20 protein-coding genes and 1 tRNA gene are annotated in these 25,346 nt (G+C 41.8%); 17 read left to right on the top strand and 4 right to left on the bottom strand.

The features are described 5' to 3' along the window. From DDT91_RS06985 to lpxB, 11 genes are all read left to right on the top strand, one after another. Entirely contained in the window at positions 1 to 1,590 is a 1,590-nt protein-coding gene (locus tag DDT91_RS06985) for an amidohydrolase (RefSeq protein WP_187175435.1), read from the top strand. 143 nt (positions 1,591 to 1,733) lie between these two features. After that, complete coding sequence (locus tag DDT91_RS06980; protein ID WP_187175434.1) at positions 1,734 to 2,171, top strand: GNAT family N-acetyltransferase; 438 nt, start codon at positions 1,734 to 1,736, stop codon at positions 2,169 to 2,171. 123 nt (positions 2,172 to 2,294) lie between these two features. After that, a complete protein-coding gene (locus DDT91_RS06975) occupies positions 2,295 to 2,489 on the top strand; it encodes a hypothetical protein (protein WP_187175433.1) in 195 nt (64 codons plus the stop codon). A 284-nt stretch (positions 2,490 to 2,773) separates the two neighbouring features. Next, a complete protein-coding gene (locus DDT91_RS06970) occupies positions 2,774 to 3,424 on the top strand; it encodes a 7-carboxy-7-deazaguanine synthase QueE (protein ID WP_187175432.1) in 651 nt (216 codons plus the stop codon). A 4-nt stretch (positions 3,425 to 3,428) separates the two neighbouring features. Next, on the top strand, positions 3,429 to 5,351 hold the full coding sequence (locus DDT91_RS06965) for an OmpA family protein (RefSeq protein ID WP_187175431.1): 1,923 nt from the start codon (positions 3,429 to 3,431) through the stop codon (positions 5,349 to 5,351). A gap of 473 nt (positions 5,352 to 5,824) precedes the next feature. Then, positions 5,825 to 8,884 carry a TonB-dependent receptor gene (locus DDT91_RS06960; protein ID WP_187175430.1) on the top strand — a complete coding sequence of 1,020 codons (3,060 nt, stop codon included), beginning with the start codon at positions 5,825 to 5,827 and terminating at the stop codon, positions 8,882 to 8,884. A gap of 20 nt (positions 8,885 to 8,904) precedes the next feature. Next, positions 8,905 to 10,410: a RagB/SusD family nutrient uptake outer membrane protein gene (locus tag DDT91_RS06955; RefSeq protein WP_187175429.1), complete on the top strand. Its 1,506-nt coding sequence runs from the start codon at positions 8,905 to 8,907 to the stop codon at positions 10,408 to 10,410. Between the two features lie 11 nt (positions 10,411 to 10,421). Then, the gene (locus tag DDT91_RS06950; RefSeq protein ID WP_187175428.1) at positions 10,422 to 10,889 is read left to right on the top strand and encodes a DUF4843 domain-containing protein; all 468 of its coding nucleotides are present in this window, start codon (positions 10,422 to 10,424) and stop codon (positions 10,887 to 10,889) included. A gap of 65 nt (positions 10,890 to 10,954) precedes the next feature. Beyond that, entirely contained in the window at positions 10,955 to 11,617 is a 663-nt protein-coding gene (locus DDT91_RS06945) for a hypothetical protein (protein WP_187175427.1), read from the top strand. An 83-nt stretch (positions 11,618 to 11,700) separates the two neighbouring features. After that, positions 11,701 to 12,120, top strand: coding sequence for a 6-carboxytetrahydropterin synthase (locus DDT91_RS06940; RefSeq protein WP_187175426.1), 420 nt, complete (start codon positions 11,701 to 11,703; stop codon positions 12,118 to 12,120). A 64-nt stretch (positions 12,121 to 12,184) separates the two neighbouring features. Continuing rightward, positions 12,185 to 13,294 carry a lipid-A-disaccharide synthase gene (gene lpxB, locus DDT91_RS06935; protein WP_187175425.1) on the top strand — a complete coding sequence of 370 codons (1,110 nt, stop codon included), beginning with the start codon at positions 12,185 to 12,187 and terminating at the stop codon, positions 13,292 to 13,294. 58 nt (positions 13,295 to 13,352) lie between these two features. On the opposite strand, the gene clpX is transcribed toward lpxB, so the two are convergent. The 4 genes from clpX to DDT91_RS06915 form a co-directional block, all read right to left on the bottom strand. Next, positions 13,353 to 14,576, bottom strand: coding sequence for an ATP-dependent Clp protease ATP-binding subunit ClpX (clpX, locus tag DDT91_RS06930; protein ID WP_187175424.1), 1,224 nt, complete (start codon positions 14,574 to 14,576; stop codon positions 13,353 to 13,355). Then, entirely contained in the window at positions 14,576 to 15,250 is a 675-nt protein-coding gene (locus tag DDT91_RS06925; RefSeq protein ID WP_187175423.1) for an ATP-dependent Clp protease proteolytic subunit, read from the bottom strand. Before DDT91_RS06925 ends, clpX begins: the two co-directional genes overlap by 1 nt. Before the next feature lie 77 nt (positions 15,251 to 15,327). Beyond that, positions 15,328 to 16,656, bottom strand: coding sequence for a trigger factor (gene tig, locus DDT91_RS06920; RefSeq protein ID WP_187175422.1), 1,329 nt, complete (start codon positions 16,654 to 16,656; stop codon positions 15,328 to 15,330). A 90-nt stretch (positions 16,657 to 16,746) separates the two neighbouring features. Beyond that, a tRNA-Leu gene (locus tag DDT91_RS06915) sits at positions 16,747 to 16,828 on the bottom strand. Between the two features lie 168 nt (positions 16,829 to 16,996). Between DDT91_RS06915 and DDT91_RS06910 the strand changes: the two genes are divergently transcribed. The 6 genes from DDT91_RS06910 (at position 16,997) to DDT91_RS06885 (ending at position 24,951) form a co-directional block, all read left to right on the top strand. Beyond that, positions 16,997 to 19,213 (top strand): bifunctional (p)ppGpp synthetase/guanosine-3',5'-bis(diphosphate) 3'-pyrophosphohydrolase, encoded by a 2,217-nt coding sequence (locus DDT91_RS06910; protein WP_187175421.1) that lies wholly within the window; start codon positions 16,997 to 16,999, stop codon positions 19,211 to 19,213. A gap of 51 nt (positions 19,214 to 19,264) precedes the next feature. Continuing rightward, positions 19,265 to 19,735: a Fur family transcriptional regulator gene (locus tag DDT91_RS06905; protein ID WP_187175420.1), complete on the top strand. Its 471-nt coding sequence runs from the start codon at positions 19,265 to 19,267 to the stop codon at positions 19,733 to 19,735. Continuing rightward, the gene (locus DDT91_RS06900; protein WP_187175419.1) at positions 19,732 to 20,073 is read left to right on the top strand and encodes an STAS domain-containing protein; all 342 of its coding nucleotides are present in this window, start codon (positions 19,732 to 19,734) and stop codon (positions 20,071 to 20,073) included. The genes DDT91_RS06905 and DDT91_RS06900 overlap by 4 nt, the downstream gene beginning before the upstream one ends. Positions 20,074 to 20,212: 139 nt before the next feature. Further along, a complete protein-coding gene (locus DDT91_RS06895) occupies positions 20,213 to 21,484 on the top strand; it encodes an adenylosuccinate synthase (protein WP_187175418.1) in 1,272 nt (423 codons plus the stop codon). A gap of 102 nt (positions 21,485 to 21,586) precedes the next feature. Next, positions 21,587 to 23,932 carry a PKD domain-containing protein gene (locus tag DDT91_RS06890; protein ID WP_370539298.1) on the top strand — a complete coding sequence of 782 codons (2,346 nt, stop codon included), beginning with the start codon at positions 21,587 to 21,589 and terminating at the stop codon, positions 23,930 to 23,932. Further along, positions 23,929 to 24,951, top strand: coding sequence for a type IX secretion system membrane protein PorP/SprF (locus tag DDT91_RS06885; RefSeq protein WP_187175417.1), 1,023 nt, complete (start codon positions 23,929 to 23,931; stop codon positions 24,949 to 24,951). The genes DDT91_RS06890 and DDT91_RS06885 overlap by 4 nt, the downstream gene beginning before the upstream one ends. Positions 24,952 to 25,346 lie beyond the last annotated feature (395 nt).

The following is a 25,346-nucleotide window of genomic DNA, read 5'->3' as shown; positions in this document are numbered from 1 at the left end:
ATGAGGAAAAACTTACTGATTACACTTGCCCTGGCCGGAGGAATCTGTCTTTCGGCTTTTCCCCAGAAAAAATACACCCCCAAGCAAATCGAGGCGCTCAAAGCCGAAGCTGCTCAAATTGTCCAAGCCAATCACAAGCAAAGCCAGGTGATGGTGGACAAGATTTTCTCCTTCGCTGAGCTTGGCTTTCAGGAAATCGAGTCATCGAAGTACCTGACCGGGATTTTGGAGAAAAATGGGTTTACCATCGAAAGAGGTGTTTCAGGAATTCCGACCGCATGGTTTGCAACTTGGAAAAATGGTGAAGGACCTGTGATTGCTTTGGGTTCGGACGTGGATAATATCCCTAAAGCCTCCCAGTATCCAGGAGTGGCTTACCACAAACCCATGGTTGAAGGAGCACCTGGACATGGTGAAGGTCACAATGCAGGGATTCCGCTGAATATCACTGCTGCCTTGGCCGTAAAGCAGATCATGGAACGCGAAAAAATCGGCGGAACGCTGGTGCTTTGGCCAGGGATTGCAGAAGAATTGGTGGCTGCGAAAGCTTGGTTTGCAAGAGATGGGAAGTTTGACGGAGTGGATATTTGCATTTTTACCCACGTGGCCAATAACCTTGGAGTAAGCTGGGGTCAGGCTAGCGGTACGGGTTTGATTTCGGTGGAATACACCTTTTCGGGAGACGCCGCTCACTCAGCCGGTGCCCCTTGGAGAGGAAAAAGTGCTGCCGATGCGGTGGAATTGATGAATATCGGTTGGAACTACAAACGGGAGCATTTGCATCCTCTGAAACGGTCGCACTCTGTGATCACTGATGGGGGAGATCAGCCAAATGTGGTGCCATCCAAAGCTTCGATCTGGTACTATTTCCGCGATGTGAAGTACGATGGGATCATGGAAATGTATGCCCAAGCCAATGACATTGCCAAAGGTGCAGCCTTGATGACGGGTACGACGATGACTTCCAAAGTATTGGGAACGGCCTGGCCGAGACATTTTAATAAGGTGATTGCAGAAAAAATGTATCAAAACATCCTCAAGGTAGGTCTTCCCGAATGGGATGAAAATGATCAGACCTTGGCGAAAGCCATTCAAAAAGAGTTGGGTTCCAAAGAAGAAGGAATGCCAACCAAGCTGGATACCCTTGGACTTCCTGTGAAAGAACCGATTTCCGGCGGTTCGGATGACATTGGAGATGTGTCTTGGGTAGTACCGACGGTTACTTTGAGATTTCCTTCCAATATCCCCGGACTTCCTGGTCACCACTGGAGCAATGCCATTGCGATGGCGACACCAATTGCGCACAAAGGCGTGACAGCTGGAGCCAAAGCTGAAGCAATGACCATTTTGGACTTTTTGCTTCAGCCCGAACTCGTGGATCAGGCTTGGGATTATTTCAAAAATGTGCAGACCAAGGAAGAAACCTACAAGCCGATGATCACTAAGGATGACGCTCCTCCGATTTACCTGAATGAAGGCATCATGAAGCAGTTCCGTCCACAGTTGGAGAAATTCTACTACGATGAAACGAAGTACGATACCTATTTGCAGCAGCTCGGGGTTACGTATCCGACAGTGAAAAAAGATTGAACCTTATTTACGATTTACGATTTTTGATTTACGAAACCTTTTTGTTCCTCAATCCTAAATTCCAAAGATTTACCACTTGAAATTAGGCTTGAGGTTCTTTAAGGCGTCGAAAATCGTCATTCATACATCGTAATTAAAAAAACATGCAGTTTAAAATCCGACATGCTTCTCCCGCAGAGCTCCTCTGGGTTCACGAGCAGATTCCTGAGTTTCCGGGGAAGGCGTCTTTGGATTTTTATACCGAACGCTTGAAGCATCGACTTCATTTGGCTTTGGTAGCTGAAAAAGATGGAGAGCTTTTGGGTTTTAAAGTAGGCTATCAAAGCGATACGCCTGATACCTTTTATTCCTGGATGGGAGGGGTCAGGCCTGAGTTTCGAAAGCTGGGAATTGCAGATACATTGGCAGAGTATCAGGAGAATTGGGCGAGGGAAAAAGGTTTCAAGTCAATTTATTTCAAAACCCGCAACCGGTTTCCGGCCATGATTACCTTCGGATTGAGCCGAGGCTTTAAAATCATGGAGGTTATCCCAAAGGGTGGGGTGGAGGATTATCGGGTGGTGATGTGGAAGGAGTTATGATTTGTGTACTTCGTAAAAAGTTGATTCACTGATTTTTTGCCAAGAAAACTATGGAAAATACCCTATCCAGGGTATTTAAATACTGTACGATCCTCGGTAAAATTGGAAATGAATTAAATGACTATGAGAAAGAGTAATAAACAGATGTTAAAACTGATTTTATTTAGTTATTGGGGAGCTTTTCTAGGTGCCTATTTTAAAATCAATGGAAACCCAAATGGGGATTACCTACTTATGATGGCGATCCTGTTTAAGATTGTCGGAATAGCCGGATTGATTTATTTCAACAGAAAAAAGATCATTGAATTTCTAAGTTAGAGCGTAAGGCAGGGGATTTTTCTCCAGCTTTTTCTTACCTCAAAGTCTGCTGGTTTTTTTAAAGTTGGTTTGAGAATTATAGGATTTTGATGTGGAAGGAGTTGTGAGGTTTTATTTACGATTGACGATTTCGGATTTACGACTTTTTTTGCTCTTTAATCCTAATTTCAAAAGGGTAACTTCCAAGAATCAGGTTTGAGGTTCTCAGTGATGTCGTAAATCGTAATTTCCTCCTACCTTTGTGCTTCATTCAGCGGTCGAATCACCCGCTTTACCAAAAATTCATGCACACACTCGATTTGGTAGCACCGACTACCCAAGAATTAGTAGCCTCAGGGCTTCAGCTTCCAGTCATGGAGGCATTTTATACCATCCAAGGAGAAGGCAGATTTACCGGAAACCCCGCGTATTTTATCCGGCTGGGAGGCTGTGATGTGGGTTGTGTCTGGTGCGATGTCAAAGAATCATGGGAAGCTGCCAAGTGGCCGGTTTTATCCATTGAGAAAATCGTCGAGGATGCCTTGGCCTTTCCGGGAAGGCTGGTGGTCATCACCGGTGGTGAACCTTTGATGTATAACCTCGATCCGCTGACTAAGCTGTTGAAGGAAAAAGGCTTTACGACCAATATTGAAACTTCGGGTGCACATCCATTTTCGGGGGACTTTGACTGGGTGTGTTTTTCTCCCAAGAAATTCAAAAAGCCTCATCCATCCATCTATGCTGAAGCAGACGAGCTTAAAGTGGTCATATATAATAAGAGTGATTTTAATTTCGCGGAGGATCATGCAAAGTTGGTGAATCCTACTTGTGAACTGCGTCTTCAACCCGAATGGAGTAAGGCCGCTAAATTCACTCCCGAGATTGTCGAGTATGTGAAAAATCACCCAACTTGGAAAATATCCCTACAAACTCATAAATTTATGGACATCCCCTGAGTCCATGCGTCCTATTTTCCTTGCTGTAATATTTTGTTTGCTGGCATTTTGTGCCAAATCTCAAACCTATTCGATCATAGATGGCAAGGCGATTAAACTGTTTCAGGAGGGGGAGGAGCTTTCTGTTTCAAGGAGATATGAGGAGGCCTTGGTAAAATATCAGGCGGCCATCACTAGGGAAGCTTCATTCCTTGAGGCGTATGTTAAAGCCGCTCAGGTTTTAATAACTCAAGGAAAGTTTGAGGAGGCAGAAAAGATCGCCCTTCAAGGAAAATCAAAACTCAGTGGAAAAAACGCCAAACCAAAAAATGTCACAGACTATGGGTGGTTATTTTCTAATCTTTACCTGAAGCAGGGGAGATTTACTGAAGCCTATCGGCAGTTTCAGGAAGTGGATCCCCTATTTGACGAGGCTTTCAAAAGGTCTATGTATTATGGACAAATGAAGACTCAAATTGATTTTTTAAGTACACAGCTGGATAAAGCACAAACGATCCAAAAGGAGATGCTCTTGTCTCCGCTGAATGAATTTCAACTTCAATACTTTCCGGTATTGACCGCAGACGGAGAACAGATTTTATTTACCAAAAGAGATGGAACGGGGAATTTTGACAAGGAAGATATTTTTACCGCTTATGTGACACCTGACAGAAAATGGACTAAGCCTCAAAGTATCGCCCAAACAATCAATTCACCCTACAATGAGGGGACCTGTACGATTACTGCTGATGGTAATATTCTGATCTACACTTCCTGTGATGCTCCGGATTCACAGGGAAGCTGTGACTTGTACGTGGCTTACAAAGTGAACGGGGCATGGCAAAGGCCCACCAATATGGGAACGAAGGTAAATTCCAGGTCTTGGGATTCCCAGCCATCTCTTTCAGCCGATGGTAGGATTTTGTTCTTTTCTTCCAATAGAAAAGGAGGGTATGGAGGAAACGATATTTGGTACACCGTAAGACAAAATGACGGAACCTGGGCGGAAGCCAAAAATTTGGGAAACACTGTGAATACGGAAAAAGATGAGATTTCCCCATTTATGTTTTTCAATAATGAGATTCTGTTCTTTTCCTCTGATGGGCATCAGGGGTTTGGGGGAATGGATATTTTTCTGTCAAGAGTGAAAAATGGTGCTTTTCAGACTCCCGAAAATCTGGGTTTGCCGATTAATGATCACCTAGATCAAGTCGCACTTTTCATTACCGCACAGAAGGATTACGCCTATTACACCGAGCTCAATACTACTGATGGGGAAAAGGATAGGTCATTTCTTTATCGTTTTAAATTTCCAGAAGACATCTATATAGGAGAAAACCTCACGGTCACGGAGGGGAAGGTTCTCAACGCCAAAACGGGACAGCCCATTAGCGCGACTCTTTCTTTGGTTTCATTGACTAATGATAGCACACTTTACCAGTTTCAGTCTGACGGTAAAACAGGAGAGTTTATGATGCTTTATCCGGATAAAGCTATTTCGGGGCTTTACGTGGAGAAACAAGGTTACCTTCCAAAGATTTATAATGTGGAAAGGGACAACATTAAAAATGTGAAAGATCTGAAGGTAGAGTTGGTCCCAGTTTCCACTGGGGAGGAGTTTGTTTTTGAAAACGTATTTTTTGATTTCGACAAGTTTGATCTGAAGCCTGAATCGCTTACCTCTTTGAAAAGACTAAAAAAATTCCTTTTGGAAAATCCCAATGTGAATATTCTTATCTCTGGTCACACCGATAATGTAGGAAGTCCTGCTTATAACCAAAATCTAAGTCTTCAAAGGGCTAAAAGTGTTCAGTCATTTTTGGTGAAGGAGGGATTGCACCCTGGAAGAGTCTTGGTGGAGGGAAAAGGAGACAAGGAACCCATGGTGCCAAATACCACTCCCGAAAATCAAGCTTTAAATAGGAGAATTACTATTAAAGTTCTTTAAACAAGAAATAATATTTTGATCAAATAGCCTTTTTTGACTTATAATATTATACAATAGCTGAATGATATAATATTTTTTTGTTTATATAATTGATTCAAAAATATTGTTTTACTGATTCAAAAAAGGATAGGAATTAATCAAAGAGAAAAGGCCTGATAATTAAAGAAAATCTAAAAAAAGAGGATTTTTTGAGGCACACAGGAAAAATCACCTCATTTCAATCCATTTTTTTTAGAAAAAAAGTAAAAAAAAATATAAAAATTAATTTTTGTTAAAAGTTGATTTCTCAGAATAATGAAAGGATTAACATAGTGTTAAATTTCCATTCAAAATATTATTCTGTTTTAATCTTAAAACTGAGTTTTTTGACTCCTTCAATGCTTAAAACTTTTCATCACCGTTCGTGGTAATCGATTTGAGATATTCAATATTTCGGAATATCATTGAGTTTATTAAACCAAAATTTAACCAATATGAGGAAAGTTTTACTTCTAGGACTCATGCTTTTCATGACCGGTGCGTTGGCATTCGCTCAGGATCGCGTGATCACTGGTACAGTGACCTCGACCGAAGATGGTCTGGGTGTGCCAGGTGCAACAGTTCTGGTTAAGGGAACCACAATTGGTACTGCCACTGATATTGATGGTAAGTATTCAATCAGCGTCCCTGCCGGAAGCAACGTCTTGGTCTTCACATTTGTGGGGCTAAGATCTCAAGAGGTTACCATCGGCAACAGAACCACAATCAATGTGGCTCTAGAATCCGATGTAACGGCTCTTGGGGAAGTGATTGTGACAGGTTATGGTACTCAACCCAAGCGTGAGGTAACCGGTGCGGTTTCTTCCGTGAAAGGTGAAGCCATCCAAAACCTGCCTTTGCAATCTTTTGACCGTGCCTTGCAAGGTCGGGCAGCAGGTGTGCAGGTAAGATCTTCCAACGGTCTTCCAGGTGGTGCTGTTAACATCCGTATCCGTGGGGTAGGCTCCATCAACGCGGGTAACGAGCCACTCTTTATTGTGGATGGTGTACAGTTGAACAACCAGTCCAATGCTGCCTTTACTCAATCCAACCCATTGGCCTTCTTGAACCCTAACGACATCGAGTCTATGGAGATCTTGAAAGATGCTGCTTCTGCAGCAATCTATGGTTCTCAGGCTGCAAACGGGGTAGTGATCATTACGACCAAAAAAGGTAAGCAAGGAAAGGCTAAGTTTGAATTCAATGCTTTCGCCGGTGAAACACAGCCAATGAAATTTTTGGACGTTTTAGGCGGTTCTGAGTGGTATGATAGAGAAAGAACTGCTTGGATTAACTCAGGAAACGCAAACCCAGAAGCTAATGCCCTAAATAGTATGGGTGTATTGCCATCTAACTGGCAGACTCTTTCCAGAGACGAATTGAATAATATCGGTTTGGGTCTTCCAACTTATGACTGGCAGAGAGAGGTAATGGGTAGAGGTAGACTTCAGAACTATGAAATGTCTGTGTCTGGTGGTGATGCCAAAACGACTTTCTTCCTTTCTGGATCTTACAACTATCAGGAATCTTCCTTCAGACCTGTGGACTTTGAAAGAGGAACTGTAAGAGTGGCCCTATCCCATCAGGCTAACGATAGATTGAATATTGAGACAAATATCAACTTATCCACCTTCCAGCAGAATGTACCTTTCTCAATAGACGGTGCTTTCTTGGGTAACCCTGCATTCTCCGCATCTGCTGTTTTGCCTCACAACGCAATCTATAATGAAGATGGCACCTTCAATACTGCAATTCGCGGTGTTTTGGGTCAAAATATTGTGCTTGTAAATGAATATAATTCAGGTGTTCAAAGAACAAACACAGCGGTAGGTAACATCATTACAACGTACAAAATCCTTGACAATCTTTCATTCCGTTCTTTGTTCGGTTTGGATTATAGATTGCTTCAGGGTGACAACTACCGTGATCCACGTACCCCAGACGGTGCAGGGGTAAGAGGTAGAAGCACTGTACAGTCTGACTGGAGAACTCGTTTCATCACCACACAGACTTTGAACTGGAATAAGTCTTTCAATGGAGTGCACAACCTTTCTGCTATTCTAGGTTTGGAATACTTGTCTGAAACCAGAGAAGGTATTTCCGGTGCAGGTATCGGTTTCCCAACTTTCCAATTCAGAACTATCCAATCTTCAGCTACTCCTGAATCGATCACCGGTTTCTGGACTGGATACAGAAGAGCTTCAGCTTTTGCTTCTGTAAACTATGACTACAAGAAGAAGTATTTGGCTACTGTTACCGCTCGTTATGACGGTTCTTCCCGCTTCGGTGAAAACAACCGATACGGTTTGTTCCCATCCATTAGAGTAGGTTGGAGCATGGTAGAAGAGGAATTTCTTAAGTCTTCCTCAGTTGTTTCTGAAATGAAGTTAAGAGCCTCTTATGGTTTGACAGGTAACGACCAAATCGGAAACTTCGATGCAAGAGGTCTTTATGGAGGTGGAGGTAACTACTCTGGTAGTGCCGGTATCCGTCCAACTTCACTTGCAAACTTGAATTTGGGTTGGGAAACTAACTCAACTCTAAACCTAGGTTTGGACTATGGATTCTTTGGAAACAGAGTAACTGGCTCTGTGGATGTATTTGACAGAAGAACTAAAGATCTTCTTTTGAGCCAGCCAATATTGTGGACCAACGGTTTCAATGATATTGCTAACAACGTGGGTGAGCTCCAAAACAAAGGTATTGAATTTGAAGTGTCGACTGTGAATATCGATAAGAGCGGTTTCAGATGGAACACTAGCTTCAACTTCACTTACATTAAAAACCAGGTGATTAGCCTGTATGATGGCTTGGAATTCCTTCCAGCTAACCCAGGTATTGCTGTAGGCCAGCCGGTAGGTAACCCTAACGGTCAGGTTGCTGCGCCAGGTGCATGGTTTGTGGCAGAATATGCAGGTGTTAACCCAGCTACCGGTCGTCCAATGTGGTATGATATCAACAGAAACATTACGTATCTTCCTTTGGCAGCGGACCGAATATACAAGGGTTCTAACCTTGCTACTCACTTTGGTGGTTTGAACAACACGTTCACTTACAAAGGCTTTGAATTGACAGCGTTCTTCACTTATGAATACGGTGCTGTAGTATCCGACGGACAGTATGGTTTCTTGAGAGAAAATGGTACTCGACTAGCGCTTAACGTTCTAAGAGAAGTAGATAGCAGAAAATGGTCTGAACCTGGACAAATTACTGATATCCCAAGAGACGTAAAGACTAACGGTGGTAATGAAGTCAGAGGTGCAGGTAGAAACTCTGGTTCAGCTGGCCTTCTTAAAGCAGACTTCATCCGTTTGTCGCAGGTGACTGTAGGTTATACCTTCAATCCTACATTGGTTAGCAAAATCGGTCTTTCAAGAGCAAGAATTTATGCGCAAGGCCTGAATTTGTGGACATACACCGATTATCCTGGTTATGATCCTGAATTTACCGGTGCAGGTACAGGTCAGATCCCTTTGACAAAGAACTACACTATCGGTGTTCAAATAGGCTTCTAATCACCTAAAGGAAAAAAAACATGAAATTTATAAATAAAGCTTTCTTATCTCTGGCGCTTGCAGGTACTTTCCTGGTTAGTTCCTGCGATAGCCTGCTTCAGGTAGATCCAAGGCAATCCATTGATGCCAATGGTGCATTGAATACCCCTGATGCGGTAGATGCAGCTCTTAACTCAGTTTATGCGAGATTAAGATCTGTTCGAAATTATGGTCGAGACTTGTTCGCTTTGGCTGATGCCTTGGCAGATGTGGGTCAGACGACCAGTAACTCAGGACGTTTGATTGGTGAGAACAACAACCAACCAAACGCGCATTTTCAAGCAGGTTTCTGGCAAAACTCCTACTTTGCTATCAATGAAATTAACTTGATTTTAGCGGGATTACCTGGTGTACAGGGTGCTTCTGCTGCACAATTGGCCCGTTGGGAAGGTGAAGCGAAATTCTTAAGAGCGCTTTACTACTTCGATTTGGTTAAGGTATATTCTTACATTCCAACTGCTATTTTCCAGGCAGGTGTGACAGATGAAGGTGGTATTCCTTTGGTTACAGAAGGTGTGATTACCTCAGGAGATGCGCTTAACCGTCAGACTCCAAGAGCCACAATTGATCAGGTTTATACCCAGATCTACACCGATTTGGAAGATGCAAAACGGCTTCTTACATCAAGAGGTGTTCAGTATGCATCCGGTGGTGCCGCTTCTGCATTGCTCTCAAGAGTTGCTTTATACAGAGGTGATTGGGCAAAAGTAGTTGCTGAATCAACTGCTGCTCTTTCCAGCAATGTCGGCACCGTGCTTTCCGGTTCTGCTTACGTAAACGGATGGAGAACTCCTGTAAATCCAGAGTCTATGTTTGAAGTTCGTTTTGCTTTGGCAGAAGAATCCATTGGTGTGAATGAGTCTCTTCAGTCTTCCTACACTGCTCTATTGAACTTGTCAAACAAGAACTCTCAGGGTGGTTGGGGTGATTTCATTCCAAATGCTACTGTTAGAGGTTTCTTCGGATTGACTCCACTTCAGATTGGTAACCCAGCTTCAGATAACAACAACTGGGACGTAAACAGAAACTCAGACGTAAGAGCACAGCTTTACACTACTGGTAACACCGTAAGAGGTGCTGGCCGTCAGATCGAGTGTACCAAGTTTATGTCGAAATCAGGTTTCGCCTATGCGGACAATGTGCCTGTGATCAGAAAGTCTGAAATGCATCTAAACAGAGCTGAGGCTAATTTCAGATTGGGTAATGCTACCGATGCACTTAATGAATTGAATGCATTCAAAGCCCTAAGAGGTTTGACAGCGGTTAACCTTTCCGGAGATGCGCTTCTTGAGGAGATCCTTTTGGAAAGATTTAAAGAGTTCGCCTTCGAAGGTCAGCGTTTCTTTGATTTAAAAAGAAATGGTAGACCAATTGTGAAGACTACTCCAGCTGTGAATCTTCCATTCGACGACTTCAAAATCTTGCCTCCAATCCCACAAAGAGAGGTTGACGGTAATCCAAATCTTAACCAAAACAGAGGCTACTAAAATCAGAAATCATGAAAAAGTTATTTTCTTTATTAACTCTGGCCTTAGTTCTTGTTTTCTCTTCCTGTATTGAACAGAACTACCCTGTATGGGAAGGTGCTTTGGTTGAATTCCAGGATGCTGTAGTAAGGGCCCCAGTTACCGGTCAAAAGTATCCCAGAATTACTGTAGCCAATACTGTTGGTACAGTGAGTCTTCAAGTTAACTTGATCGGTGCTCACAGAACAAGTGACGAAACCATTGCTTATTCAGTGGTTCCAACTGGTACTACTGCTGTTTCAGGGACTGACTTTACCACATCTGGTACTGTGACTATCCCAGCTGGCTCAAGCTTTGGTACAGTGACCGTGAATATTGCCAATACGGGTCGTCTTGGAGGTAGTGTGGATTTGTTGCTGCAATTGGATGGCAATGCTGCTATCGGATCCAGCCAAAACCACAATCAGGTTCAAATCAGAATTACCAGACCAAATCCATAAGGTCTAATTGTATCTTTATTAATTCAAAAAGACCGGTTCTTCCGGTCTTTTTTTCCCTTACTACCATGAGAAAATTTAGTTTTATAATTACGATTACATTTCTTTTGTTTTTGCCGGTTCTTTCAAATGCCCAACTTGCGGTGTTGAGAGACAATGGTACAGGTAATCCAATTTTGACCAATGCTTACAGAGAAGTAAAAGGATCTCAATATTTTGAGGAATTCAGGATGGGAACCTTGGTTCTTCCCAATGGTCAAACTGTCGATGGCTTGCAGATTGCATTGAATGGGTATGAAAACACTCTGGAATATAAATTTGAAGGGTCTTTGTTTTCTTACTCACCGGAAAAATTAGCTGGATTTTTTTATTCAACTGAATCAGGTGAAAAGATTGAATTTACCTCCGAATTTACCATTCCGACTCTTTCGAAAAAGCGGTTTTTAAGGGTTTTGGAAAAGGGCAAGTATACCTTGCTGCTTCATCAGTACAAATTGATGATGGATGACGTATCTGCTACTTATGGAGCCCAGGGAGCCAAAGTTTTTCAGAATCAAGAGGAGTTCTTTATAGAAAAGGATGGAGAGATTTTCCTTTTGAAAAACAAGGGAAAAGATCTGCAGAAGATTTTTGGCAATGACGTCGATAAAGTCAACACGATCATCAAAAGCCAAAAACTTAATTTAAAAAACCAGTCAGATGTAGTCGCGCTGATCAGACAGCTGAATTAGAATGCCTTGTTTTCTCATACTCAAGTCCCTTAATTTCCATTAAGGGACTTTTTTTATACTTTTGCCAACTAGTTTTAGAAAAGATGATTTACGTTTCCCGTAAGGAACATTTCAACGCGGCCCATAAGCTTTGGAATCCCAGTTGGTCTGATGAAAAGAATTTTGAGGTTTTTGGCCCATGCGCAAACGTCAATTGGCACGGTCATAACTTCGAACTGATTGTGACAGTAAAAGGACTTCCTGATCCAGAGACGGGTTTTGTGGTGGATTTAAAAAAATTAAGCACCTTGATTAGACTGTTGGTAATCGACAAGGTGGATCATAAAAACCTGAATGTGGACGTGGATTTTATGAAGGGGAAATTGGCCAGCTGTGAGACCTTGGTTATGGAGTTCTGGAAGATACTCGCGCCTGCTGTCAAAGAAATTACCAAACAGGGAGGATTGTATAAATTGACCCTCTATGAGACTCCGCGTAATTTTGTAGAGTATTTTGGTGAGTAACGATTAATTTCAAGTAGGCACCTCAGCCTACTTTTCTTTTAGAGTCCCAATTTTGGTTAGTTCTATGAACAAAATCTACATCATATCAGGCGAACGATCAGGTGACTTGCATGCTTCCAATCTAGTTCGGGCTATTAAGTCTCAAGATTCATCGATTAAGTTTCGTGGAATGGGAGGGAATTATTCCCGTGAAGCAGGCGTCGACTTGGCTGTAGATTACTCAGAGGTGGCCTTAATGGGTTTTTTGGAGGTTGTTTTGGGGTTTAGAAAAGTGTTGAAATACCTCAATCTAGTCAAAAGAGACCTTTTAGAGTACAAGCCAAATACCTTGATATTGGTTGACTTTGGAGGATTTAATATGAAAATTGCCGCTTTCGCGAAGAAAAATGGGATCGCGGTGCATTATTATATTCCTCCTAAAGTCTGGGCATGGAACCAAAAGCGAGCACTTAAGCTGAAAGAAACTACGGATCAGATTTATTCTATTCTACCCTTTGAGCCTGATTTTTTTACCAAGTTTGGCATGAAGGTTCACTATGTAGGCAATCCTCTTTTGGATGAAATCAGGAAGTTTACTCCCCATGACTTTTTCTTTCAAAAGAATGAGTTAAGCTATCAGCCTATTATCGCATTGTTGCCTGGCAGCAGAAAGCAGGAAATTAATGCCATGTTGGATAGAATGATTTCCTTAGTTAAAGAGTTTCCCAATTCCCAGTTTGTGGTAGCTGGCGTTGACAGTGTGCCGAAAGAAGTATATGAACCTGCCAGAAAAGCAGGAATCAAGCTGGTATTTGACCAAACGTATGATTTGCTTTCTCATGCTACTGCTGCGGTAGTGACCTCCGGAACAGCCACTTTGGAGACAGCTTTGTTCCGTGTGCCTCAGATTGTGGTTTATAGGACTTCCCCCATTTCTTACCAGATTGCCAAGCGACTGATTCGCGTTCCCTTTATTTCACTTCCCAATCTAATTGCGGGCAAAGAAGTGGTAAGGGAATTGATTCAAGATGACTTTTCAATCGAAAACCTTCGAGCCGAACTTCAGCGGATTTTCACCAATGTGGTATATAAAGGAGAAATGCTCCAAGGTTATGATCTGATCAGAGAAAAAATAGGGGAGGAGTCAGCATCAGATACGACGGCAAGCTTGATCTTAGGGAAAAGAGCTGAATAATCTTCCTTTAAAACTGATCTAAAACAACAAAACCCCGACAATGCCGGGGTTTCTGTTTTTAGGCTACTTGGAGTCGTTTGAATTTCGATTTATCAAACTGTGATTTTGCGTATTCTTCGTCGATTACGAGCTCTTTGATGCTTTCATCTGAAGGGACTTCATACATCGCATCCGTGATGATGGCTTCGCAAATAGAGCGGAGACCACGCGCACCAAGATTATATTCTACTGCTTTATCCACGATGAAGTCTAAAGCGCTTTCTTCAAACTTCAGGGTCACACCTTCCATAGATAACAGTTTGGTGTATTGCTTGACCAAGGCGTTTTTAGGTTCAGTGAGGATTCGCTTCAAAGCATCCTTGTGCAAAGGATCTAAGTGAGTCAATACAGGAAGTCGTCCAATCAATTCCGGAATTAGCCCGAAAGCCTTCAGATCCTGTGCGGTGACATATTGAAGGAGGTTTTCCCGGTCTGCAGACAAACTTCCGGAAGTTTTGCTGAATCCCAAAGGCTGGGTGTTCAGGCGCTTTCCGATATGTCTTGCAATTCCGTCAAATGCTCCTCCGCAGATAAATAGAATATTTTCTGTGTTTACAGCGATCATTTTTTGATCAGGATGCTTTCGGCCGCCTTGTGGAGGTACGTTTACCACGGTTCCTTCCAGCAGTTTGAGCATAGCCTGCTGTACTCCTTCACCACTTACATCGCGAGTGATGGAAGGATTGTCAGACTTGCGTGCGATCTTATCTATCTCATCAATGTAGACAATGCCTCTTTCTGCCGCTTCTACATTATAGTCGGCGGCCTGTAGAAGACGGGTAAGAATACTTTCCACATCTTCACCTACGTAGCCGGCTTCGGTCAAAACGGTCGCGTCGGCAATACAGAAGGGTACCTCCAGGATTTTTGCCAAGGTTTTCGCCAAATAGGTCTTTCCCGTTCCGGTGTCGCCCACCATGATGATATTGGATTTTTCAATCTTTATTTCATCATGATCTTCCTTTTGTTGGAGACGCTTATAGTGATTATACACCGCTACAGTAAGGACTTTTTTGGCATCCTCCTGACCAATGACATATTGGTCGAGGTAGGCTGTCAGCTCCTTTGGTTTTTTGAGTTTAAACTTGGGTTTTGAAGTGGATTTCTTGGTTTTTTCCTCTTCCCCAAGGATTAAATGAGCTTGTTCGATGCAGAAATTACAGATATGGGCAGATATGCCCGATACCATCAGATCTACATCTTTTTTATTTCTGCCGCAAAAGGAGCAGGTAACTTGAGCCATTATTTAGATTTTTTTACCAAAACTTCATCAATTAAGCCGTATTCTTTGGCCTCAGGAGCTCTCAACCAGTAGTCCCTGTCGGAGTCACGCTCGATTTCTTCAAATGTTTTTCCGGTGTGATTAGCCAAAATCTGATAAAGTTCCTGTCTCATAGCCAAAATCAGCTTTAGAGATATTTCCATGTCTTTGGATTGGCCTTGCATTCCTCCCGATGGCTGGTGAATCATTACCCTAGAGTGCTGAAGAGCAGATCTCTTGTCTTTTGCTCCTCCTGCCAAGAGCACAGCCCCCATAGATGCGGCAATTCCGGTACAGATCGTTGCTACATCAGGACCGATGTATTGCATGGTGTCATAGATTCCCAAACCTGCTGTTACCGACCCTCCGGGACTGTTGATGTAAAGAAGTACGTCTTTTTTAGCATCTACCGATTCCAAGAAAAGGAGCTGAGCGATGATGATGTTGGCGATATGGTCGTCCACCGGAGTTCCCAAGAAAATGATTCGGTCCATGATCAGTCTTGAAAAAACATCGATTTCTCTAAAGTTTGATGGACGCTCCTCGATGACCGCGCGGGTCATGTTTTCGATATGGGTAGTGTATTGGTCAAATGCCGTCCCGCTTACGCCTTGATTGTGAATGGCGTATTTTCTAAATTCTTCTTTGTTGATCATTGTTGAGTTTGTTGTGGTGAACAAAAATAAAAAAGTCCTTTAAAAAAGGACTTTTTAATATACGTTCTATAATCGATTTACTTTTCCAAAAGTTCCTTGAATTCGTCGATCGTGATACTCTTTTCGCTCAAATCGATTTTCTCCTGAACTAGGGCAAGCACTTTGTCATTCTGCACAGAAGTAAGCATGTTCATGTAGTTTTGGCCCTCGTTTCCTTTTAGGTAATTGTCTACAAAAAGATCCATACTTGCTTCCAGTTGGGAGCCAAGTCCTGAAGATGCAAACTGCTCTCGGATCATTTCTTTGGTTTTTTCGAGGACATCAGCATGCTCAGCCTGGATGCCATTTTCTTTTGCAATTTGATTGGAGATCAAAGACCAAGTCAGTTGCTTCGCATAAATAGGATACTCGTTTTCTACGTCAGCCTGGGACACTTTTCCTTCATTTGCTCTGAGAAGCCATTCTTTGAGGAAGTCATCAGGGAGTGAAATATTGGCTTTTTCTACGAGTACTTTCTTTAGTTCTTCTTCAGTGAAGACCTTGGATTCACGGTCATAGCTGCTTTGAAGAGTTTCTTTTACCTTATTGACGAACTCTTCTTCTGACTTAACTTGGTCAGGTCCGAAGATCTTGTCAAAAAAGTCCTGATTCAGCTCAGCTTCGGTGGTTCTGTTAATATTTTTTACCGTGAAGGTAAATCCACCTTTCGCGCTTTCAATTTCTTCAGCGCTAAGGCCGAATGCTTCTGACCACTCATCCTTCTTCACTTCTTTTGCTTCAAACTCAACTACAGTATCTTTTCTGACACCTATGAACTTTGCGGCAAGTTTCTTTGATACCTTGTCGGTATCTAAAGAAAGCGTTTTGGATAATTCTCCTTCCATGGATTTCAGGTCTCCATAGATATGATCTCCTGCCTCTGACGATTCAGGATTTGAACTTTCACCATATTGAGATTTGAGGTTCTCGATGGTTTCATTAATCAATTTTTCATCGACTTTGATGGAATATTTTGTGCCCTTAGTCGCATTGTCCAAGGATAAAGAAATGCCTTCCACAAATCCGATTTTGTATTCAAATTCAAATTCTTTCTGAGTTTTCCAGTCAATTGAATTATCTTCTTTTTCTACAGGAAGTGGCTCACCTAGGATTTTGAAAGTTTGTTCTTTCAGATAATTATTCAGTGACTCACCCAAAATGGTGTTGATTTCTTCTACCAAAAGAGATACGCCGTACATATTTTTCACCATTCCGACAGGGGCTTTTCCGGGTCGGAATCCTCTGATCACGGCTTTTTTAGCATAGTCCTTTAGTTTGGCATCAACCTTTGGTTGATAATCTGCTTCATTTAGCTTAATTTTAATAGAAGCCTGATTTGCTGAATGCTTGTCTAGTGTAATTTCCAAGGTGTATCGAATTAAACAGATGTTGAACTAAAAACCCCCAATCTCTTTCCTGTCTGATCAAAACAGTGGAGTGATTGAGGGCTTGTGCTGTGCGGATGGAGGGACTCGAACCCCCATGCCTCGCGGCGCTAGATCCTAAGTCTAGTGCGTCTACCAATTTCGCCACATCCGCATTGGATTCAATCAGACCGAGATTATTTGATCAAATGATCTCGCTTTCTAATTGTGGTTGCAAAGGTAAAGACATATTCTAATTTTTCGCAAGCCAGTGAAAAAATATTTCCAGAAAAAGTTGAATCAAGTACAATCACCCCCAAATTTGAATTAAAATTTCCCTCACATGATCCAAGTGGATGTCGAAGAAGAACGAAAAGAGATTCTTAAACGCTATCGAAAATTGCTTCGTCAGGCAAAGCCAGTCCTAAAACCAGGAGATACCAAGCTCATAAAAAAAGCTTTTAACATTTCACTGGAGGCACACAAGGACATGCGGCGCAAATCCGGAGAACCTTACATCTATCACCCACTTGAAGTTGCCTTGGTTTGTGTGGAGGAGATCGGCTTGGGGACTACCTCAATTATATCTGCTTTGCTTCATGACGTGGTCGAGGACACTGATATGGAGCTGGAGGATATTGAGAGGGAGTTTGGGCATAAGGTCATGACCATCATTGATGGCTTAACCAAGATTTCCGGAGTGTTTGAGTATGGAAGCTCTCAGCAAGCAGAAAACTTTCGGAAAATGCTGCTTACCCTTTCTGACGATGTAAGGGTAATTTTGATCAAACTGGCCGACAGACTCAACAACATGAGAACGCTCTCCAGTATGCCTAGAAATAAGCAATTGAAAATTGCTTCGGAGACCATGTATTTATATGCTCCTCTGGCACACCGCCTTGGCTTATATGCCATTAAATCGGAATTGGAAGACCTGTATTTGAAATACACGGATACCGAGACCTACAAGGAGATTGTCAAAAAAATCAATGAGTCGAAAAGCTACCGAAATAAGTTTATCAAGAACTTCATCCAGCCTATTGAGGATGAGTTGACCAAGCAGGGATTTAAGTTTGCCATCAAAGGACGTCCTAAGTCTGTGTACTCCATTTATAATAAAATGAAGAAGCAGGGGATTCCCTTTGAAGAAGTCTATGATCTTTTCGCAATCCGAATTATTCTCGACAGTGAACTCGATGATGAAAAAGCAGACTGTTGGCAGGTGTATTCTATTGTTACAGACTTTTACCGTCCCAATCCAGACCGGTTAAGAGACTGGATAAGTACGCCAAGATCTAACGGATATGAATCCCTTCACACCACCGTAATGAGTAATACTGGGCAGTGGGTTGAGGTGCAAATCCGAACTACTAGAATGGATGAAATTGCGGAACGAGGATATGCCGCGCATTGGAAATACAAGGATAAAGATTCCTCCGGAAAGTCAGGTTCGGGATTGGATGAATGGATCAATCAGGTGAGAAGTATGCTAGAGTCCAATGACGGCAACGCAATTGAATTTATGGATGACTTTCGCGGAAATCTTTTCCACGATGAAGTATTTGTATTTACTCCAAAAGGAGATCTGAAAGTCCTGCCTCATGGAGCTACAGCATTGGATTTTGCTTTTGAAATCCATACTGAAATAGGTGCTAAATGCATCGGTGCCAAAGTCAATCAACGATTAGTACCCATTACTCATAAGCTCAAAAATGGGGATCAGGTTGAGATTCTTACCTCCAATAAGCAAAAGCCCACAGAAGACTGGTTAAATAACGTAGTCACCTCCCGGGCAAAGGCGAAAATAAAAGATGCATTAAGGGAGGAGAAAAAATCGGCTGTCATGGATGGCCGAGAGATAGTCCAGCGAAAGCTGAAAGCCATGAAGTTGGATTTTACATCTGAAGTTGTCGAACAATTAAGGGCTTATTTTGAGTTAAAAACAGCCAATGAATTCTATTACAGAGTTGGCAAGGGAATCATCGATCCCACTTCCATCAAATCTTTCAAGGAATTCAAGGAAAACCAGAGGCTTAAGGCGAAAGCCACAGAAAAGGTTAAAGATGAATCTACCTTTACCAAGGAAATAAAGAATTTAAAAGGTCCAGATCATGACCAGCTGCTCATCGGGGAAGATATGGATGTGGTGGATTATATTCTGGCCAAGTGCTGTAATCCTATTCCAGGAGATGATGTTTTTGGTTTTGTGACGGTGAATGAGGGAATCAAAATCCACAGGACTTCCTGCCCTAATGCCTTGGAACTGTTGTCAAATCATGGAAATCGAGTGATCAAAGCCAGATGGACCAGTCAAAAAGAAATCGCCTTCCTTGCAGGATTACGGATTGTTGGGACAGATCGGGTAGGTTTGATCAACGATGTGACCAAAGTAATTTCCAATGAGCTTAAAGTAAACATGCGTTCGATTACAGTAGATTCCGATGCTGGAATTTTCGAAGGCACAATCAAGCTTTATGTAAACAGTACCGAGCATCTGGATCATTTGATCAAAAATCTTCAGCAGGTCGAAGGAATCATTAAGGTGACCAGGTTTGATTAAACTTGAATCTTTTGTTGATCATAAAAGTTATATTTCGAAAAAAACAAAAGCATGTCTTTGAATACCTCCCATTTCGAAGAAGTTAAGAAAATATTTACCGCTTATCTCGAAACCCAAAAACTCCGTAAGACCCCTGAGCGCTATGCGATTTTAGAGGAAATCTACAGCAGGACCGGTCATTTTGATGTAGAAGGTCTCTACATCAGCATGAAAAACAAGAATTACCGGGTGAGTAGAGCGACTGTTTATAATACCTTGGACTTGTTGGTAGAGTGCGATTTGGTGACGAAACATCAATTCGGGAAAAATTTGGCTCAGTTTGAAAAATCCTATGGATACAAGCAACATGATCATTTGATCTGTGTGGACTGCAATCAGGTTTTGGAATTTTGTGATCCGCGTATCCAAAACATCCAGAATACCGTAGGAGAGATTTTGAACTTCCAGGTGCTGCATCATTCTCTGATTCTCTATGGAAACTGCACCAAGGAAAATTGCCAAAACAAAAAAGAACTCGCATGAAACTGACTTACGATCTAAGCAGAGACGAAAAAGCACACTATCTTCACATTCAAGGTGATTTGATCGGAGATGAGGTAGGCCCCAAACTTGTAGAAGTGGTTTCCGATGCCATTCAGGAAGGAGCCAGAACCTTTGTGATAGACCTTAGCGGGGTGAGATATATCAGTTCCAGTGGAATCGGGCTTTTGATCACCATGCTTACTAAAATGCGTAATGTGGGTGGAGAAGTTTATCTGACTTCCCCTTCAGACCACGTCAAAAAGCTTTTGATCATTACCAAGCTAAATAACATTTTCACTGTTTTTGATTCGGTGGAAGATTTCAAAATCAAGAGTTAATCTTAGCCCCGGAAGGGGCTTTTTTGATGGGAAATATAGACCGTATATAATAAATAGGGTTTTTCACTTGGTTTTCTTTGCCCTTATCGCAAATTTCGGCCTTTAAAAACTCTTATAAAAAGCTTAGATCTCACATCAGATGAAGATGGATGTATTGCTGGGTCTCCAATGGGGAGATGAAGGAAAAGGTAAAATTGTGGATGTGCTTGCTCCTCAATATGAGGTGGTTGCCCGTTTCCAAGGTGGTCCAAACGCAGGGCATACTTTGGAGTTTGACGGAATCAAGCACGTGCTCCATCAGATTCCTTCCGGAATTTTCCGTTCCCAAATCCTTAATATTATTGGTAATGGAGTCGTTTTGGATCCCATTATTCTCAAAAAAGAAATTGAAGGACTTGGGAAATTTTCCATTGATTACAGGAAGAATCTGGTGGTCTCTAAGAAAGCCACCATTATCATTCCTACACACAAGCTTTTGGATGCTGCTTATGAACAATCCAAAGGAGATAAAAAGATCGGATCTACCTTAAAAGGAATCGGCCCCACTTATCAGGATAAAATCGGTCGTTCTGCATTGAGAATTGGTGATATCCTGAGCCCTGAGTTCAGAGAAAAATACGATGCTCTGCTTGAAAAACATAAGACTACCCTTTCATTTTACAATTTTCCCACGGATCAATTGGATGAAATGGAAAAGCAGTTTTTTGAAGCCGTGGATTTTATCAAAACCCTTAACCTCATCGATAGTGAATATGTCGTAAATGAAGCTTTAGCTTCCAATAAGAGGATTTTGGCCGAAGGGGCGCAAGGGTCTTTACTGGATGTGGATTTTGGTAGTTATCCTTTTGTGACCAGTTCCAATACGATGACAGCTGGGGCATGTACTGGATTAGGAGTTGCTCCTTCGCGAATAGGAGAAGTATTTGGGATTTTCAAGGCTTACTGCACCCGAGTGGGTAGCGGTCCTTTTCCTACAGAGTTATTTGACCAGACCGGAGAGGCTATGCGGAAAGAGGGAAATGAGTATGGAAGTACTACAGGGCGTCCTCGTAGGTGTGGTTGGCTTGACCTGCCGGCTTTGAAATATTCCATCATGATCAATGGGGTAACCCAACTCTTTATGATGAAAGCAGATGTGCTGAATATTTTTGAAGAGATTCTGGTTTGTACCCACTATGAATTGCCCAATGGTGAAAAAATTGACAAGCTCACCTTCGAAATCACAGATATGGATGTGAAACCTGTTTACAGAACTATGAAGGGATGGAATTGCTCCTTAGCGGAGGTAAGATCTTATAATGATTTTCCAACTGAATTAAAGGAATATGTTTCTTATTTGGAAAGTGAATTAAATGTTCCGATCAAATTGGTTTCAGTAGGGCCAGATCGGGTCCAGACAATTATGAAATAAGGTAAAAGCACGATTTTCTAGGAAAGCTCTTGGCCATGACGTCCAAGAGCTTTTGTTTTTAGAGGGCTTCTCATTTTATTTATAGAAATATTTTGAAAGGAAGTGAAGGGACTGAAAGTTATCGTCTGGATTATTTTTTGGATTGCTGGAGGGACGCCGGCATTCTCTCAGATTGGGTTTCCCTATTGTGAGAGCTTTCAAACTCCAAATACTCAAGCCAAGACAATTTTTGGGGGGAATGCCAGATTAATCAATGGAGTGCTTAGGCTCACAGAAAATATTAATGACCAGCGGGGCTTTGTTTATATTGATGTTCCTTTTCCGTCAACTTATGGTTTAAAAGTTGAATTTGAGTTTTTTATTTATGGAGGGACTGGATTATTTCAGGCAGATGGGCTTTCGATGTTTTTATTTGACGGGGATGCAACTAGTTTTTTCCCAGGGGGATTTGGTGGTTCATTAGGTTATGCTCAAAGAGGTTCTGAACCGGGTTTGTCAAATGCTTATTTGGGAGTTGGATTTGATGTATTTGGGAATTTTGGAACCACAATTGAAGGAAAGATAGGTGGATTCTCCGCTTTGGATCAGAATGGCCGGGCTCCAAATTCAATAGTACTTCGAGGTCCAGGTAACGGGCTTAATGGTTATCCTTTTGTTGTGGGAAGAAAAACCATGGAAGTGGGTAGTGATAAAGATGGCTTCAATCCAGGGGCGCAATTCCCCATCAGTTCAGGCGGATCAGGCACTTCCCGAGTGACTGACCCAAAGATTCCAGGATACCGAAGGGTAAACCTAGAACTCCAGCCCAATCCAGATGGTGTGGGATTTTTTTTGTCATTGTCGATGCTGGTTACTACACAAGAAAATCTCCCTCGTGAGGTCACTATTTTTGACAGGCCATTTTACTTTCCTGCACCTAAGAATTTGAAAATAGGATTTGCAGCATCAACAGGAGGATTTAATAATTTTCATGAAATCAGAAACCTAAAGGTGGAGGTTTCTGCCGATAATCAATTAAAGGATCCTCAAGGTATCGATCTTCAGGATTTTACTTCTTGTGCCGGACAGGAGAATCAGTTTTTCATCAAAGATGAAGATGTTACTCTTCCTAATGAAAACAGTACGATCAGATGCCTCCAGTTTTTCAAGTCTAAAGAGGAAATAGAGATCAATGAGGGTGATGTTTGTACCCAAGCAAGGTGTCTTGAGCAAAATAGATTTTTGGTTTTACCCGAGGGTATTTTTCGGGCAAGTGACAACGCGGGAGGATTTACATTTACCCCTAATGAAGAATTCATCGGTAAGAAAGTCACAGTCTATTATACCATCACGGATAATTATGGTAAGACTTCTTCGGGTAATTCAATCACCTTGGATATAAATGCATCTCCAAAGCCAATTAACCTATTAATTCAGGGAGAAAATGAGATCAGAGAAAATGTCCAACTGTGTCCAAGCCAAACCGCCTTTCTTGAGGGTATTGGAGAGGAAGAGTATGTTCGGTATGAATGGTTGAAAAATGGGGAGATCCTACCAAATCAAACAGGTTCTTCTCTCTTTGTAAGTGAAGGAGGGAGCTATGAAATTCGTGCGTTCAATGCTAAAGGTTGTCCGGTGGTTTCCAACTCTATTCTGGTGGAGTACCCTAAGACTCCTGAGCTCACTTTTTCCAATCCTTTGGTGGCGTGCCTTCCCGGCTCCGAACTGGATGTGACAGCTATTATTCCTGGGTTCGATCCTGTGAAATATGACTATTTATTGACTGGACAAGGAATACGCTATTCCAATTTGGAGTTGCGGAAAGTAAATCGGTCTGGTACTTATCAATTACAGGTGAAGTTAAAAAGTCTGGATTGCTATTCTGAACCGGTTCAATTGACCGTAGTCATTAGAGAGGAGGAGTTGATTGCTGATTTTGATTTTACTGTAGAAGGGACAGATATCAAAGATGATTCAAGCGGAGGGATTTTTCCTGATGATCCCATCGAATTTTCAGTTTTGGAAGATTCAGAAATTATCCAGTGGAATTGGGAATTTGGAGATGGGAAAACGTCAACAGAAGCAAACCCCATTCACGTTTTTGGTAAGAAAGGGGAATTTCGGGTTAGATTGACAGTCACGGATTCGCTGGGATGTTCTGCTTCTGTGGAAAAAACAGTAGTCATTAACCGAAGTTATCGGGTGATGTTTCCCACAGGATTTACCCCACTGGACTCCCAAAATGCCACTTTTTTGCCTAAATGGAAAGGCTTGGCAAATTTGGAGTTATTGATTTTCAATACTTGGGGAGAGCTTATCTTTCAATCCGATGAATTGGAGACAAAAGGGTGGGATGGAACCTTTGAAGGAAAGTTACAAGACGCAGGAGTATATTTTTTTAGGTTCAACGGAACCTCCATCGACAGAGAGGTAGTCAGGGAGAGTGGTAAATTCAGGTTAATCCGATGAAAAAATCAGTTTTATTGTTTTCATTGGCAATTTGGGTTTTTGGGATGACGGAAGCTCAGGACATTCAATACAGTCAGTATTATGCAAATCCCATCTATTTGAATCCAGCCACGGCTGGTAATACAGACAAAAGTAGATTTGGTCTCAATTTTAGAAATCAATGGCCAGGTTTGGACCAAACATTTATAGCGTATACCGCTTATTTTGATCACTACGAAGAGAGAATTAATTCAGGGTTTGGGTTGATTCTTCAGGGAGCCAACGAATCTTTCACACAGACTAGCACCAGAGAAATCGGGTTAGTGTACAGTTATCGTCTTAATCTATCTGAAACCGACTTTATACAAGCAGGTATACAGGGCAGCTTTGTGTCAAGAGATGCTTTTTTTGATCAGGTAATTTTAGGTAGCCAATTGGATATTGATAAAGGTATCATAATAGGTCAACCAGGGGAAAGCTTTGAAGGGGATAGTCAAATTCGGGCTGCAGACGCTAATGCCGGATTGATTTATTATGGGAATAAGGTTTGGTTCGGTGTTTCTGTTGCTCATTTATTGAGGCCTGAAATAAGTTATTTGTCTGAGGGAACTAATCAGTTGTCCATGAAAACGGGGATCCATGGTGGGTATCGATTTGATCTTGCTCCGGGAGATATCAATGATTTTTTCAACAATACGGATCAGGAAAGGTATTTTACCCTAGGTTTTAATTACAAAATGCAGGGACAATTTTCACAATTGGATATTGGGACCGAATTTTTCTTTGAACCCCTAGTCCTTGGGATTTGGTATAGGGGCTTGCCCACTAAATATGGATTGCCAAACAATGAGTCTTTGGTTGCATTACTTGGGCTTAGTTTGGAATCAGGCTTGGATGTGGGCTACAGCTTTGATTTTCTGATATCAAAATTTGGATTAAATGGAACCGGCGGAGCCCATGAAATTTCTATACGGTATGTATTCTCTTCAAAAAATCAGGCAAAAAGGCATTACTCACCACTTCCTTCCTTTAGGTATTAGACAAGCTATTGTATTTCAAAATATTATTCATTTTCCTGTGTGACTTTTGTCATGAGAGAACAGAAAAACCTTCAATTATCTTTAAATGTCTTTGTGAAATTTTTCACAATCATTTTCAACTGATTACAAGCAAATGTCTGTTTTTTCTTACTTAGCTATTGTTGTGGAGAAAAAAAGGGAGATATTTGCACTCCCAAACGACGCGAACGGCACGGGGGTAAGATTGAAAATCGGGAGTAGAAGAGATTTGGAAAAGGAATAGAATCTGATTCTGGAATTCGGGGAGGGAAAAAGAAAAAAAAATATTTTCAGATTTCTCTTGCGGGGTGAAAAGATCTTCTTACTTTTGCAACCCTGTTCGGAAGGAACGGGAAATAAAAACAGGAAATCGGAAG

The organism is Algoriphagus sp. AK58, from assembly GCF_014324365.1.
In the GTDB taxonomy this organism is placed as follows: domain Bacteria; phylum Bacteroidota; class Bacteroidia; order Cytophagales; family Cyclobacteriaceae; genus Algoriphagus.
This window is presented reverse-complemented; position numbering and strand designations above follow the sequence as displayed.

Excerpts from the sequence above, each read along its gene's own strand:
- DDT91_RS06985 (WP_187175435.1), top strand. The coding sequence starts at position 1 with ATGAGGAAAAACTTACTGATTACACTTGCCCTGGCCGGAGGAATCTGT.
- DDT91_RS06980 (WP_187175434.1), top strand. The coding sequence starts at position 1,734 with ATGCAGTTTAAAATCCGACATGCTTCTCCCGCAGAGCTCCTCTGGGTT.
- DDT91_RS06975 (WP_187175433.1), top strand. The coding sequence starts at position 2,295 with ATGAGAAAGAGTAATAAACAGATGTTAAAACTGATTTTATTTAGTTAT.
- DDT91_RS06970 (WP_187175432.1), top strand. The coding sequence starts at position 2,774 with ATGCACACACTCGATTTGGTAGCACCGACTACCCAAGAATTAGTAGCC.
- DDT91_RS06965 (WP_187175431.1), top strand. The coding sequence starts at position 3,429 with ATGCGTCCTATTTTCCTTGCTGTAATATTTTGTTTGCTGGCATTTTGT.
- DDT91_RS06960 (WP_187175430.1), top strand. The coding sequence starts at position 5,825 with ATGAGGAAAGTTTTACTTCTAGGACTCATGCTTTTCATGACCGGTGCG.
- DDT91_RS06955 (WP_187175429.1), top strand. The coding sequence starts at position 8,905 with ATGAAATTTATAAATAAAGCTTTCTTATCTCTGGCGCTTGCAGGTACT.
- DDT91_RS06950 (WP_187175428.1), top strand. The coding sequence starts at position 10,422 with ATGAAAAAGTTATTTTCTTTATTAACTCTGGCCTTAGTTCTTGTTTTC.
- DDT91_RS06945 (WP_187175427.1), top strand. The coding sequence starts at position 10,955 with ATGAGAAAATTTAGTTTTATAATTACGATTACATTTCTTTTGTTTTTG.
- DDT91_RS06940 (WP_187175426.1), top strand. The coding sequence starts at position 11,701 with ATGATTTACGTTTCCCGTAAGGAACATTTCAACGCGGCCCATAAGCTT.
- lpxB (WP_187175425.1), top strand. The coding sequence starts at position 12,185 with ATGAACAAAATCTACATCATATCAGGCGAACGATCAGGTGACTTGCAT.
- clpX (WP_187175424.1), bottom strand. The coding sequence starts at position 14,576 with ATGGCTCAAGTTACCTGCTCCTTTTGCGGCAGAAATAAAAAAGATGTA.
- DDT91_RS06925 (WP_187175423.1), bottom strand. The coding sequence starts at position 15,250 with ATGATCAACAAAGAAGAATTTAGAAAATACGCCATTCACAATCAAGGC.
- DDT91_RS06910 (WP_187175421.1), top strand. The coding sequence starts at position 16,997 with ATGATCCAAGTGGATGTCGAAGAAGAACGAAAAGAGATTCTTAAACGC.
- DDT91_RS06905 (WP_187175420.1), top strand. The coding sequence starts at position 19,265 with ATGTCTTTGAATACCTCCCATTTCGAAGAAGTTAAGAAAATATTTACC.
- DDT91_RS06900 (WP_187175419.1), top strand. The coding sequence starts at position 19,732 with ATGAAACTGACTTACGATCTAAGCAGAGACGAAAAAGCACACTATCTT.
- DDT91_RS06895 (WP_187175418.1), top strand. The coding sequence starts at position 20,213 with ATGAAGATGGATGTATTGCTGGGTCTCCAATGGGGAGATGAAGGAAAA.
- DDT91_RS06885 (WP_187175417.1), top strand. The coding sequence starts at position 23,929 with ATGAAAAAATCAGTTTTATTGTTTTCATTGGCAATTTGGGTTTTTGGG.